The organism is Sphingomonas sp. SL1004 (genome assembly GCF_057815015.1).
In genome coordinates this window covers 4435285-4453408 of the sequence record NZ_JBYMUX010000001.1, presented here as the reverse complement: position 1 = coordinate 4453408, position 18124 = coordinate 4435285, and the positions used below count along the sequence as shown (strand labels likewise).

The 18124-nt window shown below is 65.7% G+C and carries 20 protein-coding genes and 1 tRNA gene; 11 read left to right on the top strand and 10 right to left on the bottom strand.

Features of this window, described 5'->3' with window-relative positions:
* Nucleotides 1-2 precede the first annotated feature (2 nt).
* From bla to AC3D24_RS20525, 7 genes are all read right to left on the bottom strand, one after another.
* Nucleotides 3-926 (bottom strand): subclass B3 metallo-beta-lactamase, encoded by a 924-nt coding sequence (bla, locus tag AC3D24_RS20555; protein ID WP_489032948.1) that lies wholly within the window; start codon nt 924-926, stop codon nt 3-5.
* Between the two features lie 82 nt (nt 927-1008).
* Nucleotides 1009-2565 (bottom strand): glutamine-hydrolyzing GMP synthase, encoded by a 1557-nt coding sequence (gene guaA / locus AC3D24_RS20550; RefSeq protein WP_489032947.1) that lies wholly within the window; start codon nt 2563-2565, stop codon nt 1009-1011.
* 239 nt (nt 2566-2804) lie between these two features.
* Nucleotides 2805-3227, bottom strand: coding sequence for a 50S ribosomal protein L17 (gene rplQ, locus AC3D24_RS20545; protein WP_489032945.1), 423 nt, complete (start codon nt 3225-3227; stop codon nt 2805-2807).
* 251 nt (nt 3228-3478) lie between these two features.
* On the bottom strand, nt 3479-4549 hold the full coding sequence (locus AC3D24_RS20540) for a DNA-directed RNA polymerase subunit alpha (RefSeq protein ID WP_489032943.1): 1071 nt from the start codon (nt 4547-4549) through the stop codon (nt 3479-3481).
* A gap of 97 nt (nt 4550-4646) precedes the next feature.
* Nucleotides 4647-5036: a 30S ribosomal protein S11 gene (gene rpsK / locus AC3D24_RS20535; protein ID WP_031395237.1), complete on the bottom strand. Its 390-nt coding sequence runs from the start codon at nt 5034-5036 to the stop codon at nt 4647-4649.
* An 84-nt stretch (nt 5037-5120) separates the two neighbouring features.
* Entirely contained in the window at nt 5121-5489 is a 369-nt protein-coding gene (gene rpsM / locus AC3D24_RS20530; RefSeq protein WP_056015521.1) for a 30S ribosomal protein S13, read from the bottom strand.
* A 154-nt stretch (nt 5490-5643) separates the two neighbouring features.
* Nucleotides 5644-5889 carry a hypothetical protein gene (locus AC3D24_RS20525; RefSeq protein WP_489032942.1) on the bottom strand — a complete coding sequence of 82 codons (246 nt, stop codon included), beginning with the start codon at nt 5887-5889 and terminating at the stop codon, nt 5644-5646.
* A 186-nt stretch (nt 5890-6075) separates the two neighbouring features.
* On the opposite strand from AC3D24_RS20525, the gene AC3D24_RS20520 reads away from it, so the two are divergent.
* Both AC3D24_RS20520 and AC3D24_RS20515 read left to right on the top strand, forming a co-directional pair.
* A complete protein-coding gene (locus AC3D24_RS20520) occupies nt 6076-6258 on the top strand; it encodes a DUF4160 domain-containing protein (RefSeq protein WP_489032941.1) in 183 nt (60 codons plus the stop codon).
* A 13-nt stretch (nt 6259-6271) separates the two neighbouring features.
* A complete protein-coding gene (locus AC3D24_RS20515; RefSeq protein ID WP_489032939.1) occupies nt 6272-6697 on the top strand; it encodes a DUF2442 domain-containing protein in 426 nt (141 codons plus the stop codon).
* 7 nt (nt 6698-6704) lie between these two features.
* On the opposite strand, the gene mutL is transcribed toward AC3D24_RS20515, so the two are convergent.
* Nucleotides 6705-8507, bottom strand: a complete 1803-nt coding sequence (gene mutL / locus AC3D24_RS20510; protein WP_489032938.1) for a DNA mismatch repair endonuclease MutL — start codon at nt 8505-8507, stop codon at nt 6705-6707.
* Nucleotides 8508-8648: 141 nt separating this feature from the next.
* Here mutL and AC3D24_RS20505 point away from each other — a divergent pair, with 141 nt between their 5' ends.
* The 8 genes from AC3D24_RS20505 to AC3D24_RS20470 all read left to right on the top strand — a co-directional run bounded on the left by AC3D24_RS20505 (nt 8649) and on the right by AC3D24_RS20470 (nt 16401).
* Nucleotides 8649-9692 (top strand): rod shape-determining protein, encoded by a 1044-nt coding sequence (locus AC3D24_RS20505; protein ID WP_055878614.1) that lies wholly within the window; start codon nt 8649-8651, stop codon nt 9690-9692.
* Nucleotides 9693-9797: 105 nt separating this feature from the next.
* Nucleotides 9798-10670, top strand: coding sequence for a rod shape-determining protein MreC (locus AC3D24_RS20500; protein ID WP_489032937.1), 873 nt, complete (start codon nt 9798-9800; stop codon nt 10668-10670).
* On the top strand, nt 10667-11197 hold the full coding sequence (mreD, locus tag AC3D24_RS20495; RefSeq protein WP_489032936.1) for a rod shape-determining protein MreD: 531 nt from the start codon (nt 10667-10669) through the stop codon (nt 11195-11197). The genes AC3D24_RS20500 and mreD overlap by 4 nt, the downstream gene beginning before the upstream one ends.
* Complete coding sequence (mrdA, locus tag AC3D24_RS20490) at nt 11194-13266, top strand: penicillin-binding protein 2 (protein WP_489032934.1); 2073 nt, start codon at nt 11194-11196, stop codon at nt 13264-13266. Before mreD ends, mrdA begins: the two co-directional genes overlap by 4 nt.
* A 19-nt stretch (nt 13267-13285) precedes the next feature.
* Nucleotides 13286-14392, top strand: coding sequence for a rod shape-determining protein RodA (gene rodA / locus AC3D24_RS20485; protein WP_489032933.1), 1107 nt, complete (start codon nt 13286-13288; stop codon nt 14390-14392).
* A gap of 157 nt (nt 14393-14549) precedes the next feature.
* Nucleotides 14550-14625: transfer RNA gene (locus AC3D24_RS20480), tRNA-Lys, on the top strand.
* Nucleotides 14626-14779: 154 nt separating this feature from the next.
* The gene (locus AC3D24_RS20475) at nt 14780-15001 is read left to right on the top strand and encodes a hypothetical protein (protein ID WP_489032931.1); all 222 of its coding nucleotides are present in this window, start codon (nt 14780-14782) and stop codon (nt 14999-15001) included.
* 242 nt (nt 15002-15243) lie between these two features.
* Complete coding sequence (locus AC3D24_RS20470) at nt 15244-16401, top strand: acyltransferase family protein (RefSeq protein WP_489032930.1); 1158 nt, start codon at nt 15244-15246, stop codon at nt 16399-16401.
* A 70-nt stretch (nt 16402-16471) separates the two neighbouring features.
* On the opposite strand, the gene AC3D24_RS20465 is transcribed toward AC3D24_RS20470, so the two are convergent.
* Both AC3D24_RS20465 and AC3D24_RS20460 read right to left on the bottom strand, forming a co-directional pair.
* On the bottom strand, nt 16472-16663 hold the full coding sequence (locus tag AC3D24_RS20465) for a hypothetical protein (RefSeq protein ID WP_489032929.1): 192 nt from the start codon (nt 16661-16663) through the stop codon (nt 16472-16474).
* 87 nt (nt 16664-16750) lie between these two features.
* Nucleotides 16751-17005, bottom strand: coding sequence for a hypothetical protein (locus tag AC3D24_RS20460; protein ID WP_489032927.1), 255 nt, complete (start codon nt 17003-17005; stop codon nt 16751-16753).
* A gap of 178 nt (nt 17006-17183) precedes the next feature.
* Here AC3D24_RS20460 and AC3D24_RS20455 point away from each other — a divergent pair, with 178 nt between their 5' ends.
* Nucleotides 17184-18122 (top strand): D-2-hydroxyacid dehydrogenase, encoded by a 939-nt coding sequence (locus tag AC3D24_RS20455; RefSeq protein WP_489032926.1) that lies wholly within the window; start codon nt 17184-17186, stop codon nt 18120-18122.
* Nucleotides 18123-18124 lie beyond the last annotated feature (2 nt).

Sequence of the window (18124 nt, the reverse complement as noted above, 5' to 3'; positions counted from 1 at the left end):
GTCTAGCGCGCCTGCTTGGCGAGATCGGCGGCGAATGCGACCTTGGCCTTGCCGACGATCTTCGGAAGCAGCGTTGGGTCGACGAACGCTGTCGCGTCGCCCCCTGCGCGGCGTTTGCCTCGGGCGATCACGTCGGCGAGTTCGGGGTGCGACGGCAGGACGATGTCCGCGTGCAGGCTGCCGAGCATCGCAATACTGCGGCGGTAGTCAGCGACGATGCCCGGATAGGCGCGGTTGCCGATCAGGCGGTTGCCCGCGACGCTGACGCTGCAGGGGAAGACAACGTCGAGCGGGCGGGGCTTCGCCGCGATCCGCATCGTCCAGGTCGTGCAACCGGGCGTGTGGCCGGGTGTGGCGCGTGCGGTAAGCGTGCTGGTGCCGAGGGTCACCGTGTCGCCATCGCGGACGCCGCGGTCGACGTGGACGGGCGGGAAGCGGATGACGCCGTAGTTGGTCTCGCCGGGCGGCGTACCGGTTTCGAGGGCGCGGACGTCGCGGATGCCGGCGACGACGCGGGCACCGGTTGCGCGCTTGAGTGCGGCTACACCCGCGGCATGATCGAAATGGGCGTGGGTGACGAGGATGAGCTTCACGTCGCGGAGGCGGACGCCAGCGGCGGCGATGTTGCGCTCGATCATGCCCGCATTCTGCGCGAGTGTACCGTCGATCAGGATGGCGCCTGCATTGGTCTTGATGAGGTAGGCGGCGATGCCTTCGCTGCCGACATAGGTGATCGGGCCGGCGATCGGGAACGGAACTTGAGGGCGCGTCCAGGCAGGCGGATCGGCCGCGCCGAGGAGTAGTGGAGCGGTAACGGCGATCGCCAGTGCCGTGGCAAAGGATCTGGCGCGATGACCTAACGATCCTCCCCCGCCAGGGGGAGGTGGCAGGCGTAGCCTGACGGAGGGGGCGGAATGCGATGCCATTTGTTTCGTGTCCTCCCCCTCCGTCTGGCAAGAGCCAGACACCTCCCCCTTGCGGGGGAGGATCGCGTAGTGCCCGTCTAGTTTATTCCCACTCGATCGTGCCGGGCGGCTTCGAGGTATAGTCGTACGTCACGCGGTTGATGCCCTTCACCTCGTTGATGATCCGGGTAGCTACGCGCGGCAGGAAGTCGCCGGGGAACTGAAACGCCTGCGCGGTCATCCCGTCCGTCGAGGTTACCGCGCGCAGGGCAAGCACGTTGTCGTAGGTGCGGCCGTCGCCCATCACGCCGACACTGCGGACCGGGAGCAGGACCGCGAACGCCTGCCAGATCGTGTCGTAGAGCCCCGCCGCGCGGATCTCCTCGAGGTAGATCGCATCCGCTTTACGCAGGATGTCGCAGCGTTCCTTGGTGACTTCGCCGGGGATGCGGATCGCGAGGCCGGGTCCGGGGAACGGGTGACGACCGACGAAGATCTCGGGGAGCCCGAGTTCGCGCCCGAGCACGCGGACCTCGTCCTTGAACAACTCGCGCAACGGCTCGACGAGCTTCATGTTCATGCGCTCGGGCAGGCCGCCGACATTGTGGTGGCTCTTGATCGTCACCGAAGGCCCGCCGGTGAAGCTGACGCTCTCGATCACATCGGGGTACAGCGTGCCCTGCGCGAGGAACTCCGCGCCGCCGAGCTTCTTCGCCTCGGTATCGAACACGTCGATGAAGGTCTTGCCGATGAACTTGCGCTTAAGCTCGGGGTCGGTGATCCCGGCTAGGCCGCTGAGGAACAGCTCCTCGACGTTCACGTGGATCAGCGGGATGTTGTAGGCGCCGCGGAACAGGCTGACGACCTGCTCGCTCTCGCCGGCGCGCATCAGGCCGTGATCGACATAGACACAGGTGAGCTGCTCGCCGATCGCCTCGTGGATCAACACCGCGGCCACGGCCGAGTCGACGCCGCCGGACAGGCCGCAGATGACGCGGCCCTTGCCGACCTGTGCGCGGATCTCGGCGATCTTGGTCTCGCGGAACTCGGCCATCGTCCAGTCGCCGCTGAGCCCGCAGACGTGGCGCGCGAAATTGGCGATCAGCTTGCCGCCATCGGGGGTGTGGACGACCTCGGGGTGGAACTGCACGCCGTAGAAGCGCCGCGCCTCGTCGGCGACGATCGCATAGGGCGCGCCGGTCGAGGTGGCGACGGGGGTAAAGCCGGGCGGGATCGCGTCGACCTTGTCGCCGTGGCTCATCCAGACCTGATGGCGCTCGCCCTCGGCCCACAGGCCGTCGAACAGCGCGCAGTTGGACTTGACCTCGATGAAGGCGCTGCCGAACTCGCCGCCATCGCCCGACACGACGACGTTGCCGCCAAGCTGGGCGGACATGACCTGCTGGCCGTAGCAGATGCCGAGGATCGGGATGCCCGCCTCGAAGAAGCGCTGCGGCACGCGCGGGGAGTTCTCGGTGGTGACCGAGGCGGGGCCGCCCGAAAGGATGATGCCCTTGGGCTGCATCCGGTCGAACGCGGCCTCGGCGGACTGGAAGGGGGCGATCTCGCTATAGACGCCGGCTTCGCGCACGCGGCGGGCGATCAGCTGGGTTACCTGGCTGCCGAAATCGACGATGAGAATGCTGTCTGGATGCTCCATGTCGGGCGCATAGCCGGATGGGGCCCGTAACGAAAGAGGCCGCGCCTCCCGTATGGGAAACGCGACCTCTGATCGGGCTAAAATCTGATCCTCCCCCGCCAGGGGGAGGTGGCGCCGAAGGTGACGGAGGGGGAGGACACGCAACCGAGGTTGTCGCCGCCCCCCCCTCCGTCAGGCTGTGCCTGCCACCTCCCCCTTGCGGGGGAGGATTGGAAGCTCAGCGCTTCGGCAAAACAGTCTTACGCCGCTTCGTTGTAATCCTCGTCCGACATCACCGGACCCGAATCCTGGCCCTTCGCCGAGACGTCGCGGTCGACGAACTCGATGACGGCCATCGGCGAGGCGTCCGACATGCGGATACCGGCCTTGATGACGCGGGTGTAGCCGCCGTTGCGATCCGCATAACGGGTCGCGAGCGTGTCGAACAGCTTGATCAGCTGCGCATCGTCGAGCAGCTTGCCGTGCGCGAGACGACGGTTGGACAGGCCACCCTTCTTCGCAAGCGTGATCAGCTTCTCGATGTAGGGACGCAGTTCCTTCGCCTTGGCGACGGTGGTGGTGATCTGCTCGTGCTTGATGAGCGCAGCGCTCATGTTGCGGAAGAGAGCAAGACGGTGGGCCGAGGTCCGCTGAAGCTTACGGCCGCCTACGCGATGGCGCATGTTAATACCTTTTCGTTCGTTCGGGGGCCGTATGAGGTACCCAGGAGCTGGTCGCCGTTAAGGCCGCGACCGATCGCCTTTCGTTCAAAGGTTAGGATAAGGTCACGCCTAGGACGCTTCCTTTGCCCTTCCCTTCGTCTCCAGCCGGATGGCGACTCGGCAAAGCCGTGTCGTCGAACGGGTCGGCCAAAACCGACCCGCCGGCCGGGTTGTTTCGTCTCCGAGGCAAGCTTGCTTGCCTCGGTGCGAAATCAACCCATAATCTCCTGCTCGAGCTTCTTGGCCATCTCTTCGATGTTCTCAGGTGGCCAGCCGGGGATTTCCATACCCAGGCGAAGACCCATCGACGACAGCACTTCCTTGATCTCGTTCAGGGACTTGCGGCCGAAGTTAGGCGTACGCAGCATCTCTGCTTCGGTCTTGCCGACCAGATCGCCGATGTAGATGATGTTGTCGTTCTTGAGGCAGTTCGCCGAACGCACCGACAGCTCCAACTCGTCGACCTTCTTGAGAAGGTAACGGTTGATCTGCTGCGTGTCGCCCGCTGGCTCCGCACCACCGGCAGCGGGTGCTGCCTGGCCGATCGGGGCCGACGAACGCGTCACCGAAGAATCGTCGAAGTGGACGAACAGCGCGAGCTGGTCCTGGAGGATGCGACCGGCATAGCCGACTGCATCTTCCGGGGTGATCGTGCCGTCGGTTTCGATCGTCAGCGTCAGCTTGTCGTAATCCAGGTCCTGCCCAACGCGGGTCGGGTCGACCTTGTACGAAACCTGCCGTACCGGCGAGTACAGCGCATCGACCGGGATCAGACCGATCGGCGCATCGGCCGGGCGGTTTGCGGTCGCGGGCACGTAACCCTTACCGATGTCGGCGGTCAGCTCCATGTTGAGCGTCGCACCCTCATCGAGGTGGCAGATCACGAGATCCTTGTTCATGATCTCGATGTCGCCCGAGACGGCGATGTCGCCGGCCTTGACTTCACCCGGACCCGTTGCCGAGAGCTGGAGGCGCTTGGGCCCCTCGCCCTGCATGCGGATCGCGAGCTGCTTCACGTTGAGGACGATGTCGGTCACGTCCTCGCGGACGCCGGCCAGAGACGAGAACTCATGCAGCACGTTCTCGATCTTGATCGAGGTGACGGCCGCGCCCTGCAGCGACGAGAGCAACACGCGACGCAGCGCGTTGCCGAGCGTCAGGCCGAAACCACGCTCGAGCGGCTCGGCGATGAAGGTCGCCTTGCGCTTGGTGTCGCCACCGGCCTTTTTCTCCAGGCCGCTGGGCTTCTTGAGTTCCTGCCAGTTCTTTGCGTTGACAGACACATGCTTCCCCTAATTTGGGGGCCGGCGAACGGGTGTGTCCGCCGACCAATAAAATACACCCGTGCGGCGCGATCAACCGCGCACGGGAGGCGGAGAATCAGACGCGACGACGCTTCGAAGGGCGAACGCCGTTGTGCGGGATCGAGGTCACGTCGCGGATCGACGTGATCTGGAAACCGACTGCCTGAAGCGCGCGCAGGGCCGATTCGCGACCCGAGCCGGGGCCCTTGACCTCGACTTCGATCGTGCGGACGCCGTGCTCGGCGGCCTTCTTGCCGGCGTCTTCCGCTGCGACCTGGGCCGCGTACGGAGTCGACTTGCGCGAGCCCTTGAAGCCCATTGCGCCGGCCGACGACCACGAGATCGCGTTGCCCTGGGCATCGGTGATCGTGATCATGGTGTTGTTGAAGCTGGCATTCACGTGAGCGACGCCAGAGGTGATGTTCTTGCGCTCGCGCCGCTTAATGCGCTGAGGTTCGCGTGCCATGGTGTATTTCCTGACCTGTATCTGCGTGACGCCGGGCGGCCCGTTGGGACCAGCGCCGGCGGAGTAATCCATTGAAAAAGTGGATTACTTCTTCTTGCCGGCGATCGGCTTGGCCTTGCCCTTACGGGTGCGCGCATTGGTATGCGTGCGCTGGCCGCGGACCGGGAGGCCCTTGCGATGACGCAGGCCGCGATAGCAGGCGAGATCCATCAGGCGCTTGATGTTCATCGAGGTCTGGCGGCGCAGATCGCCCTCGACGGTGTGATCGGCGTCGATCGTCTCGCGGATGTGCAGGACTTCCTGGTCGGTCAGGTCCTGGACGCGTGCGGTGTCGGCGATGCCGAGCTTCGCAACGATTTCCTTGGCCTTGGTCGAACCGATGCCGTGAATATAGGTCAGCGCGATCACCACGCGCTTGTTGGTCGGGATATTAACACCCGCGATACGTGCCATGAACTTGGTTCTCCTGCTCCACGAGGTCCGGCATGGCTGCACAGACCCCATCTCTTAGCGATGAACCGAAACGCACGATAGCGACGAACGCAAACAAGCGCCGCCGGAACCGTCGTGTCGGGGAGAGTTCAACTAGGGGCGCGCAAACGCGCTGTCAAGCGAGCGGTTCCGTGGCGGACGGTGCAGCGTGGCGCATCTTGAGCCAGCGGCGGAACGAGACGATCGTCCAGATCAGCTCGACCACCCCGAACGGCCACGCGCCCTGGAGGAAGCCGTAGATCGAGCCGAGCACGCAGCCGAATGCGAAGCCGAGCGTCCACCAGTGCGAGCCGGCTTCCTTGGCGTAGCATAGCAGGGTGAAGGATACTGCGGCTAGGCCGAATAGAGAGAGGGGGTCCATTCGCAGCCTTGTGCCCGGAATGGGGCGATGATGCCAACGCCACGCCTGACTTTATAGTGACTCCTCACACACACTCTCTACGTACGACTGCCCGAGCACCTCTAGCCGCCGCCCCATTGTGTAAACCCATCAGATGGGTTATTTGAAGTGATGGTTGTAGTTCACCGTGCCCTTGGCTTTCGGTTCGTGATCTACACCCTGGATCACGAACCCGCGCATGTTCACATCACCGGCGCAGGGCAGGCGAAGATCAATCTGCTCGGCGCGGATGGCAGGCCGGAGATGATCCAGAGCATCGGCATCAAGCGCGCCGACATGCGCCGCCTGATGTCGGAGGCAACAGAGCATCAGGCGCACTTTCTCGCGTAATGGGAGAAGATACATGGCTCAAAAGACTGACCCCCAGCTCGAAGCCCAGTTCGACGCGGCGGAAGCGCGCGGGCAGGACTTGATGACAACCGCGGTGCGGGCGGCAGAAGCCCGTTATGATCGCACGACCGGGCGCGTGACGATCGATCTGTCCAATGGCTGCGCCTACGCCTTCCCCGCCCGGCTCGTCCAGGATCTGAACGGCGCGACCGACGATCAGCTTGCCGACGTCGAAGTCGATGGCCTTGGGTTCAATCTCCATTGGCCTGCGCTCGACGCCGACCTCTACGTGCCGGCGCTGGTGTCGGGCCTGTTCGGTACGCGGGACTGGATGACGCGCGAATTGGCGCGTCACGCGGGTCAGGCAACGTCGCCGGCCAAGGCAGCGGCGGCGCGGGCGAATGGCGCGAAGGGCGGACGCCCCCGCAAGGCAGCATAAAGCCCGGTTACTTCCGCCCAAACAGCTTCTCGATGTCGCCGTGGGCGAGTTTCACCCAGGTGGGGCGGCCGTGGTTGCATTGGCCGGAGTGCGGGGTGACTTCCATTTCTCGGAGCAGCGCGTTCATTTCCGTCACGGACAATATGCGGCCGGCGCGGACGGAGCCGTGGCAGGCCATTGTGCCAGCGACCGCGTCTAGACGCTCCTTTAGGGAGAGCGCTTCGTCGAACGCGGCGAGTTCGTCGGCTAGGTCGGTGACTAGGCCCTTTGGGTCGCTTTGGCCGAGCAAGGCTGGGGTTGCCCGGACGAGCATTGCGTGTGGGCCGAAGCGTTCGAGGTCTAGGCCGAATTCGGAGAGTTCTTCGGCGCGGGATTCGAGGCGGTCGCAGGCGGATTCGTCAAGTTCGACGACTTCGGGGATCAGGAGGGCCTGGCTGGCGATGGTGCCGCCGATCAACGCCGCGCGCATGCGTTCGAGGACGAGGCGTTCGTGGGCGGCGTGCTGGTCGACCAGGACGAGGCCGTCTTCGGCTTCGGCGACTATGTAGGTTTTTGCGACCTGGCCTCTGGCTACGCCCATCGGGAAGGCCGCGGTCTGCGGTGGGGGCGTCCAGGCGGGTTCGGCTCTTGCCTGCGGGGGCGACGCGAAGAAATTTGGGCGGGAGTCGTTGACCGCGCCGTAGCTTCGGTTTTCCAGCGGGAGCCTTTGGGGCGTGCCCTCACCTTCCCATCCGCTTTGCGGACGGGCCCCTTCCTCTCCCCTGGGGGGAGAGGAGTTTTCAGGTTGCCACATGGCTAACGCGGAGTCGGACGCACGCTGGCTGCGGTGGCCGGCGGCGTCGAGGGCGCGACGGAGGCCGGACACGATCAGGCCTCGGACCATCGCGGGGTCACGGAATCGGACTTCGGTTTTCGCGGGGTGGACGTTGACGTCGACCTGATCGGTCGGAATGTCGAGGAACAGCGCCACCACCGCGTGGCGGTCGCGCGGGAGCATCTCGGCATAGGCGCCGCGGATCGCGCCCATCAGCAGGCGGTCCTTTACCGGGCGGCCGTTGACGAACAGGTACTGGTGGTCGGCGATGCCGCGATTGTAGGTCGGCAGGCTCGCGACCCCGCCCATTACCACACCTTCCCGCTCCAGATCGATCGCGACGGAATTGTCGGCGAGCGCGCGGTCGGTGAGCGTCGCCACCCTGCCCGGCCGATCCTCGACCTGCATCGCCGACAACGCGCGGCGGCCGTCATGCTCCAGCGTGAAGCCGATGTCGGGCCGCGCCATTGCGAGCCGACGGACGACGTCGAGGCAGGCGGCGTATTCGGCGCGCGGGGAGCGCAGGAACTTGCGGCGGGCGGGGACGCGGGCGAACAGGTCCTCGACGACGACGCGGGTGCCGGGCGGGAGGGCTGCGGGGCCTTCGCGGTCGACGCGGCCATTGTCGACGGTCCGCGCCCAGCCTTCGGCGCCGCGAATTCGGCTTTCGATCGTCAGCCTTGCGACGCTCGCGATCGAGGGCAACGCCTCGCCGCGAAAACCGAGCGTCACGACCGATTCGATAAACTCGTCGGGCAGCTTCGAGGTGGCATGGCGTTCGAGTGCCAAGGCCATGTCCGCGGGGGTCATGCCGCAGCCGTCGTCGGCGACTTCGATCCGCGACGTGCCGCCCTCAACGAGGAGAATCGCGACGCGCCCCGCCCCTGCGTCGATGGCGTTTTCGACTAACTCCTTCAACGCGCTGGCGGGTCTTTCCACCACTTCACCGGCGGCGATGCGATTGACCAGATGCTCGGGGAGACGCCGTATTGACATGGGTTTGCGTCTAGACCAAGCGACGGCATCCCGCGACCCGCAAACGCAAGCACCCGGTGAGTTAAACACCGGCGGGCCACGCGAGATTTTTGTGCGATGGGCTGCCCGTCCGGCGGCCAAGGATTACGGGACCCTGATTGAATGGCCTTCTACTCGCGTTTCTTCAAGTTCATGTCGCACGACATGGCGATCGACCTCGGCACCGCGAACACCGTCGTCTACGTCCGTGGCCGCGGCATCGTCCTGAACGAGCCGTCGGTGGTCGCGGTCGAGACGATCAACGGGATCAAGCGCGTCAAGGCGGTCGGCGACGACGCCAAGATGATGATGGGCAAGACGCCGGGCAACATCGAGGCGATCCGGCCCCTGCGCGACGGCGTGATCGCGGACATCGACGTCGCCGAGCAGATGATCAAGTATTTCATCCAGAAGGTCCACGGCCCGCGCAAGTTCGCGCGCTGGCCCGAGATCGTGATCTGCGTGCCGTCGGGTTCGACCAAGGTCGAGCGCCGCGCGATCCGCGATGCCGCGTCGAACGCGGGCGCGTCGCAGGTCTGGCTGATCGAGGAGCCGATGGCGGCGGCGATCGGCGCGGACATGCCGGTGACCGAGCCGATCGGTTCGATGGTCGTCGATATCGGCGGCGGCACGACCGAAGTCGCGGTGCTGTCGTTGCGCGGGCTCGCCTACACCACCTCGGTGCGCGTCGGCGGCGACAAGATGGACGAGGCGATCGTCTCCTACGTCCGCCGCAACCATAACCTCCTGATCGGCGAAGCCACCGCGGAGCGGATCAAGAAGGAGGTCGGCATCGCCAAGCCGCCGGTCGACGGCATCGGCATGATCATCCAGATCAAGGGCCGCGATCTCGTCAACGGCGTGCCCAAGGAGATCCAGATCAACCAGGGCCAGATCGCCGAAGCGCTCAGCGAGCCGGTCGCGACGATCGTCGAGGGCGTCCGCGTCGCGCTCGAGAACACCGCGCCCGAACTGGCCGCCGACATCGTCGACCAGGGCATCGTGCTGACCGGCGGCGGCGCGTTGCTGCAGGGTCTGGACGAGGTGCTGCGCGACGAGACCGGCCTCCCGGTGACGGTCGCCGAGGACCCGCTGACCTGCGTCGCGCTCGGTACCGGTCGCGCGCTCGAGGATCCGTTGTTCCGCGGCGTGCTGATGAGCGGCTAAGAGTTTGTTTTTGCTTTAAGACACGCGGACACGAAATCGCGTCGTCCGAGTCGCGGGGGATCATCCCTCGCGATTCGGCGGCGCCCGAGACAGGGGGACAGGCGCATGGCGCCAGCCCGCGACCGGCGCACGGGGTTTTCCCGGCGTCGGCAATATGGTGTGTTCATGGGCTATGTGCTCGCCGTCGCTGGTGCGGTGGTGGGCCTGGTGCTGCTCGTCGCGTCGATCTTCAATCCGCCCGCGTTTTCGGCGCTGCGGATGGGCGTCGCGGGGGTGACGACGCCGGTCTCGACGGGCCTCGCCACGGTCGGCTCGTCGGTCTCGGGTATCCCCGATGCTATCGGAAATTACTTCTTCGTGAAGCAGGAGAACGTCGCGCTGCGCGCCGATCGCGAGCGAACGCGGGCGCTGCTGATGCGCGCGCGGACGATCGCCTATGACAACCGACGACTTCGTTCGTTACTCGCGATCCGCGACCGCTCGCCGGATCCCGTCGTGACTGCGCGGCTGGTAAGTTCGAGTGCGTCGAGCGGGCGGCGGTATGCGCTCCTCAACGCGGGTCGCTGGAACGGCGTGCTGCCCGGCATGCCGGTGCGCGGCCCCGATGGCCTGATCGGTCGCGTCGTCGAGACCGGCCCCAACGCGGCGCGCGTGCTGTTGCTGAGCGACGGCGACAGCATCGTCCCCGTCCGCCGCACCCGCGACGGCCTGCCCGCGATCGCGGCAGGGCGCGGCGACGGGATGATCGACATCCGCTCGGTCAACGCGACCAACGTCCGCTTTAACGCGGGAGACCTGTTCGTGACGACCGGTACCGGCGGCATCTATGCGCCGGGCGTGCCGGTCGCGCGCGTCACAAAGGCAGGCTCGGATTCGGTGATGGCGCGCGCGTTTGCCGACCCCGACACGCTCGACTTCGCGCTGGTCGAGCGGATGTTCATGCCCGTGCCGCCACCGCGACCGGTGGCGCAGCAATGAGTCGCCCGCGCGTCGTCGACAGCGTCGATTACAAGCCGTTCGAGACCAAGCTCCCCGCCAGCCGCGCCCGGATCATTCCGTGGCTGACGGTGATCGCGGGATCGCTGGTCACGATCATCCCGGTGATCGCGACGATCCCGCTGTTGCCGCCGTTCGGGCTGGTCGTGCTGCTCGCGTGGCGGCTGCTCGCGCGGTTCGCGTTCCGGCCCTGGGCCGCCGCCCCACTCGGCTTCTTCGACGATCTCGTCAGCGGGCAGCCACTAGGCAGTTCGGTGCTGCTCTGGTCGCTCTCGTTCGTCGCGATCGACATGATCGAACAGCGCCTCGCGTTCCGCGACCACTGGCAGGACTGGCTGATCGCTAGCGGGCTGATCGCGCTGTGCATCATCGTCGGCCGCTTTATCGCGGTCCCCGTCGGCGCGCATGTCGATACGATCCTGATCGCGCAGATCGCGGTCACGATCCTCACCTTCCCGCTCGCGGCCCGCATCGTTGCAGCGATCCAGAACAAGCGCGGCGCCGAATGAGAAATACCCCGCGGATCGTTACCGAGATGTCGCAGGCGTACAGCTTCTCGCGGCGTGCCTGGATGCTGGGCGCGGCGCAGGGCGGCGTCGGGCTGCTCCTCGCCGGGCGGATGGCGTGGCTGTCGGTGGCGCAGAACGAGCGCTACACGGCGATGTCCGAGAGCAACCGCGTCAACATGACGCTGTTGCCGCCGCGCCGCGGCTGGATCGTCGACCGCCACGGCGTGCCGATCGCCAACAACCGCACCGATTTCCGCGTCGACATCATCCCCGACCGCCTCCGCGACAAGGAGCGCGTGCTGCCGCTGCTCGGCCGCATCCTCCAATTGCCACCCGAGGAAGTCGAGCGGATCGCCATCGACCTCGAACACGCCGCCGGGTTCCAACCGGTCCAGGTCGCGGAGAATCTCGACTGGGAGCGGTTCGCCGCGGTCAGCGTCCGCCTGCCCGAACTGCCCGGCGTCGCACCGACCCGCGGCTTTGCGCGCAGCTATCCGGCGGGCGCCGCGGTCGCGCACCTGACCGGCTATGTCGGCGTGCCCAATGCCGAGCAGTACAAGAAGACGCGCGACCCGCTGCTCGTCACGCCCGGCTTCAAGCTCGGCAAGGACGGGCTGGAGAAGATGCTCGAGCCCGAACTGCGCGGTGTCGCCGGTGCCAAGCGCGTCGAGGTCACCGCGCGCGGCAAGCTGGTCGCCGAACTCGCCACCAAGCCCGACGTCCCCGGCAAGACCGCGCGGCTGACGATCGACGTCGGGCTTCAGGAATATGCCGCACGCCGGCTCGGCACCAACTCCGGATCGGTCGTCGTGCTAGACACCCGCACTGGCGAGATGCTCGCGATGGTGTCGATGCCGGCCTATGATCCGAACAGCTTTTCGGACGGGATCAGCCATCTCGAATGGCAGATGCTGAGCGACGACGATCACGTCCCGCTGATGAACAAGGTTACGCAGGGGCTGTATCCGCCCGGCTCGACCGTGAAGCCGATGAACGGCCTCGCGCTGATGAACGCCGGCGTCGATCCGCTGACCCGCGTGAACTGTTCGGGCGCGATGCGGCTCGGGACCAGCGTGTTCCATTGCCACAAGAAGAGCGGTCACGGTCCGCTCGATCTCAAGAACGCGATCATGCAGAGCTGCGACATCTATTTCTACGAGATGGCGCGGCGGGTCGGCTACAACGCGATCGCGCCGATCGCGCGGACGCTGGGGATGGGGCAGAAGTTCGAGCTGCCCTTCTCGACGCAGCGCTACGGAACGGTCCCCGACCCGGCGTGGAAGCTGAAGAAGTACAAGCACGACTGGACCGTCGCGGACTCGCTCAACGCGTCGATCGGCCAGGGCTATGTTCTCGCCAATCCGTTGCAGCTCGCAGTGATGGCGGCGCGGCTGGCCTCAGGGCGTGCGTTACAGCCGAGTATCCTCGCCAGCCAGGTTCACCGCGACTCCCCTGCCCTCGCGATCGATTCCGAACATCTCGCACGCGTCCGCGATGCGATGTTCGGGGTGATCAACCAAGGTGGCACCGGCGGCGCGGCGAAACTGTTGATCCCCGGCGTCGCGATTGCGGGCAAGACCGGCACCGCGCAGGTCCGCCGCATCACGATGGCCGAACGGCGCTCGGGCGTGCTCAAGAACGGGCAGCTGCCGTTCAAGATGCGCGACCACGCGCTCTTCATCGGTTTCGCGCCCGCCGACAATCCGCGGTATGCGCTCGCGGTCGTGCTCGAGCATAACGGTCATACCGTGCGCAATCTCGACACGCCGATGATCGGCCGCGACATCATGACCTACATGCTCGACCGCGAGCGTGCGTTGAAGTCGCTCGCCGAAGTCGAACCGACCTGGGGCGGCGATATCCGCACGCGCATGGCGGCGACCGCGGAGACCTACCGCAAGGCGCAGTCGGCACCGCCCGCCGCGATCGCCACCAAGACCGACGCGATCGTGCCGAGCGACGCCCCTGCGGTCGCCAACGCCACCGACATGGCCAACGCTACGCAGGAGGCGCTGACCGCGCCCGGTGCCACCGTGGCCGAGGATGATTCAAGGGACCGCCAGCCGTGAACCGTACCGAGCGCCAGCGATGAACCGTATCGTCCCCGAACCCCTCGCCAAACTCCCCTGGTTCGTGATCCTGCTGGTGGTCGCGATCGGCTGTTTCGGTCAGGTCGTGCTGTATTCCGCGGCAGGCGGCTCGTTGCACCCCTGGGCGCTGTCGCAGGGCATCCGCTTCTTCGTGCTGCTAGCCGGCGCGGTGGGGCTCTCCTACGTGCCCGAGAGCGTCTGGAAAGGCGGCGCGCTGCCCGCCTACGCAATCATCGTCGTGTCGCTGCTCGCGGTCGAACTGCTCGGCAAGGTATCCGGCGGCTCGCAACGTTGGCTCGACCTCGGCGTCATCCGCCTGCAACCCTCCGAATTCATGAAACCGGCGATCGTGCTCGCCTGCGCCAAGTTCTACGACATGCTGCCCCCCGGCGAGACGCGCAGGTTCGGGGCAGTCTGGCCCGCCGCGGTCCTGATCGGCGTCCCCGCGGCGCTGGTGATGCTCCAGCCCGATCTCGGCACCGCGCTGATGATCTGCGCGGGCGGCGCGACGGTTATGTTCCTCGCCGGCATTCCCCTGCGGCTGTTCGTCGGCGGCGCGATCGGGGCGGCCGTCGCGATCCCGCTCGCGATCAACTTCGCGCTGCATGACTATCAACGCAATCGCATCCTGATCTTCCTCGATCCCGAGAGCGACCCGCTCGGCACCGGCTATCACATCAGCCAGTCGAAGATCGCGATCGGCTCGGGCGGGATCTGGGGCAAGGGCTTCCTGCAGGGCACGCAGAGTCATCTCGACTACCTCCCCGAGGGCCATACCGACTTCGTCTTCGCGACGATGGCGGAGGAATGGGGGCTGGTCGGCGGCTGCCTGCTGATCCTCGCCTTCCTGCTGGTGATCCGCTGGGGGATCGAAGTCGGCCAGCGCGCCAACAGTCGCTTCGCCAAGCTGACCGCGGCGGGCCTTGCCACGACGATCTTCTTCTACGTCGCGATCAACCTGATGATGGTGATGGGCCTCGCGCCGGTCGTCGGCATCCCGCTGCCGCTGGTGAGCTTCGGCAGTTCGGCGCAGATGACGGTATTGCTGTGCCTCGGCATCCTGATGTCGATCGATCGCCAGAACCGCAAGACGGTCGGCTGGTAGGTCGGAAAAGCGGCCTAATCCGCAAAAAGACGGCCTATTTGACGAAAACGGACTCGGATCGACGAAAAGGGGGTTGCGGGTCCCGATGAGTCTGCTAACAGCGCGCCTCCAGCAGCGGGGCGCCACACCAGAGCGCCACTGAAAACCGCCCCGGAATGGACGCATAGCTCAGTTGGTAGAGCAGCTGACTCTTAATCAGCGGGTCCTTGGTTCGAGCCCAAGTGCGTCCACCATTTTCCATACATATAGCTTCTGTGATGCGGGAAGCCGGGTCCTTAGGCTTTGCTCTTTGATGCCGACCCTCGCGTTGCGTCGTATCATCCGTAAGCTAAACAATGGGGGCCCGGGCGATAACGACGGGTGCGGATCCGATAGCGAGACTTTGACATGGCAGCGACCGTCATTACCCCGAGCGGCCCCGGCGCGATGGAGGCGGGCCTGATCCTCGACGAGGATGGTCAGCGCTTCGTCGTGCTCACGTTCAAGGAACCGAAGGGCGAACCGACCCTGGTCACCTTCACGGTCCCGATCTTCCAGAACTATGTCGAACATCTCGTCCGCACCGCCAAGGCCGCCGACGAGGAAGCGAACTGGGGCATTCCCGGCTGACCCGGCGCTACGGCGTCACGCCGTGCGCGCGCCAGCACGACGCGCCTGCAAGACGAAAGTGCCAGGCTAGCCACCGCGGCCACCCTTCCACCAATCACCGTCGGACGAGGGTGTCGGGAACGACCTCACGCGCCCGCTCCGCGCGCGACGTGAGTTTGATCCATTTCGGGACTATTGTAAGATACGGAGATTGCTTGCGAAATTAGGACTGCCTACCATCCTGCATAATAAAGGAGGGGGCAATGGGAGCAGCTGGTGGCGGGCCTGGTCGGTTCGGTGCGTCCGACACGCTGCACCATGGCCGTATCACGACGCTCGATGCGCTACGGGGAATGGCCGCCCTGCTGGTGGTGTTCCAGCATATCGCCGAGATGGTCATCACGGCCCACGCGCTGCCACCCTCGATCGAGCAGGCGAGCATCCTGTTGTTCGACGGACTCTTCAATTTCGGACGCTTCGGCGTCGCCTTGTTCTTCCTGATCAGCGGGTTCGTCATTCCGTTCAGCTTTCGCACCGATCGGCCGCTGCGGGCATTTGCGATCACCCGGCTTTTTCGCCTGTATCCCGCCTATTGGCTGTCGCTGGGATTTGCGCTGCTGGTACTGCGGATGACCGGCGCACAGGCCGTGGCGCCGGCCGCGATCGCGGCGAACGTCACGATGTTCCAGCGGTATCTTGGCCAACCCGATATCGTCGTCGCCTATTGGACGCTGGCGACCGAACTGGCGTTCTACGTGCTTGCCGCGTGCCTTCTCGCGGCCGGCTGGTTGCGCGCGCCGTTTGCGCTGGCGGGCGGTATCGTCGCGATGTTCGGCGCGGCGTTGTTGCTGGCGCTGGCATCGCATCTGCTCGGGCGGCGGCTACCGGCCGACCTGCCACTTCATCTCGGGCTCATGCTGCTCGGGACGCTGCTGAGGCTTGCTTTGCTAGAAGGTGACGCGATCGCCGTGCGACTGGCGGGCATGATGAGCGGGTTCTTCCTGGCAGCGGTGCCCGTCGTCGAATTCGTGACGGTGCCGCCAGTCGGCGCCCACGACTTCACACTGGCGCCGACGCTCGGCTATATCGGCGCGTTGATGCTATTCGTTGGGATGGCGGCAAGGCGTTCGGGCGGCAATCATGTAGCGACATGGTTCGGCGCGATCTCGTATTCGGTCTATCTGTTCCACGGCACGGTCATCATGGCGCTGGCGCCAATCCTGGTTGCGAGCGATCCCGGCACGGCGCTGCGTTTTGCAGCGCTGGCGACGGTCATGACGATAATCATCGCCGCGATCGTCTACCATCTCGTCGAGCGGCCGATGGTACGTATCGGCCACCGCGTCGTCCAGCGCCTTGGCGGTCGCGACGAGCGCGCGATACGTGTGACGGGCTCGTATAGTGCAACGCCGCCCCTGTGATCAGGCAGGGCTGAGTTTTATTAAGCATCGGTTCCGAAGAATTCAAGACCGGCGCCTGGACTGGTCATCATCAGTGAAAGCCGTCGGCATCCAGAGACTGCTGCAGCGCCTGCCAATGCCGCAACGCCTCTGCATCATGCGCCAGACGCTTTTCCCGTCGCTGCGCCCGCCGGCGCTCAGCCCTGTTTGAACGGACGATGAGCAGGCCAGTAGCGGACAGGCCGATGCTGCCTGTCGCCACGATCGCCGCCACCCAACTCATGCTATTCTCCGATACGTCCGACTCGGCCCGAATAAATAGCAGTGTTTGCTGTTCTATTCAGCCTTATTCGTCGGTTCGCCGGGGGGCTCAGCTGCCTGCGGTCGCGTTCGGGTTGGCAGGCTTGCCGTCGTCGTCGATTGGCCCGCTATAGTCGATGTGCGATTGGCCGCCATGCTTCATAAAACCGCTGTTGTCGGGATCGCCCTTGACCTGATCCTTGTCCTTATAGGCACCGCCGCCGCTTTCGCCGCCGCCCGTACGACCGGTCTCGACATCGTCTGCCGCGCCGTCCGTTGCCTTGTCCGGTACCGCCTGCATCGGTTGCTTTGCTTCGTCCGCCATACTCATTCTCCTCGATCTGCCAACGGGTAGCGATCGGGTTCGATCCGCGGACTCGGCGATCCGATGGGAACAACGCGTCCGGCAGGGGTAGCGGCGATCCAGCCCCGCACGAGCGCGTTCGTACAGACGGCGTTGCGCGCTTGCTTGACATCATCGCGTGCCGGACGATGGTGCGCGGATGAAAGCCGTCCTGCCCGCCGCCGCTCGCGCGTTGCTTGAAGCGCATCTTCCACCCGGCCTGACGGTCGCCTGGTTCGCCAAGCCGGAGGAAGCCAAGGCGATGATCGCGGATGCGGACATCGCCTGGGTCGACATGCAACCGACACAGCTGGTCGCCGAGACGCTCCACGCTGCCGGGCCCGACCTGAAATGGGTATCGACGATCTACGCAGGGCTCGACGCGTTTCCGCTCGACATGTTGCAGGCCAAGGGCGTGACGCTGACCAATGGTGCGGGCATCAACGCGGTCGCGGTCGCTGAATATGCGGTGATGGGCGTTCTGGCGGCGGCCAAGAGGTTCGATGTCGTGGTGCGCGCGCAGGATAGGCACGAATGGCTGAAGGATGCGCCGGGCAAGGTCGAACTGGCGGGCAGCAGCGCGCTGGTGATCGGCTATGGCACGATCGGCCGGATGATCGGCGATCGGCTGAGCGCGTTCGGCGTCGCGGTGACCGGCGTCACGCGCAGCGGCCGCGACGGGACGCTTTCGCCCGCGGACTGGCCTGCGGAACTCGGAGCGTTCGACTGGGTGATCCTTGCGGCGCCCTCGACCGATGCGACCCAGGCGATGATCGGCGCGCTCGAGCTGTCGCGGATGAAACGGTCGGCGTGGCTGATCAACATCGCCCGCGGCGACATGATCGACGACGATGCGCTGCTCGCGGCCCTGACGGACGGAACGATCGCTGGCGCATTCCTCGATCCGACCAATCCCGAGCCGCTGCCCGGCGATCACCCTTTATGGTCGGCCCCCAACGCGATCATCACGATGCATCTGTCGGGCCGCAGCCAGACGACGATGTTCGCGCGGGGCGCTGCCCTGTTCCTGGAAAATCTGAGCGCGTTCCTGGGCGGCAGGCCGATGAAGAACGTCGCCGACCTGACCGCGGGCTACTGACG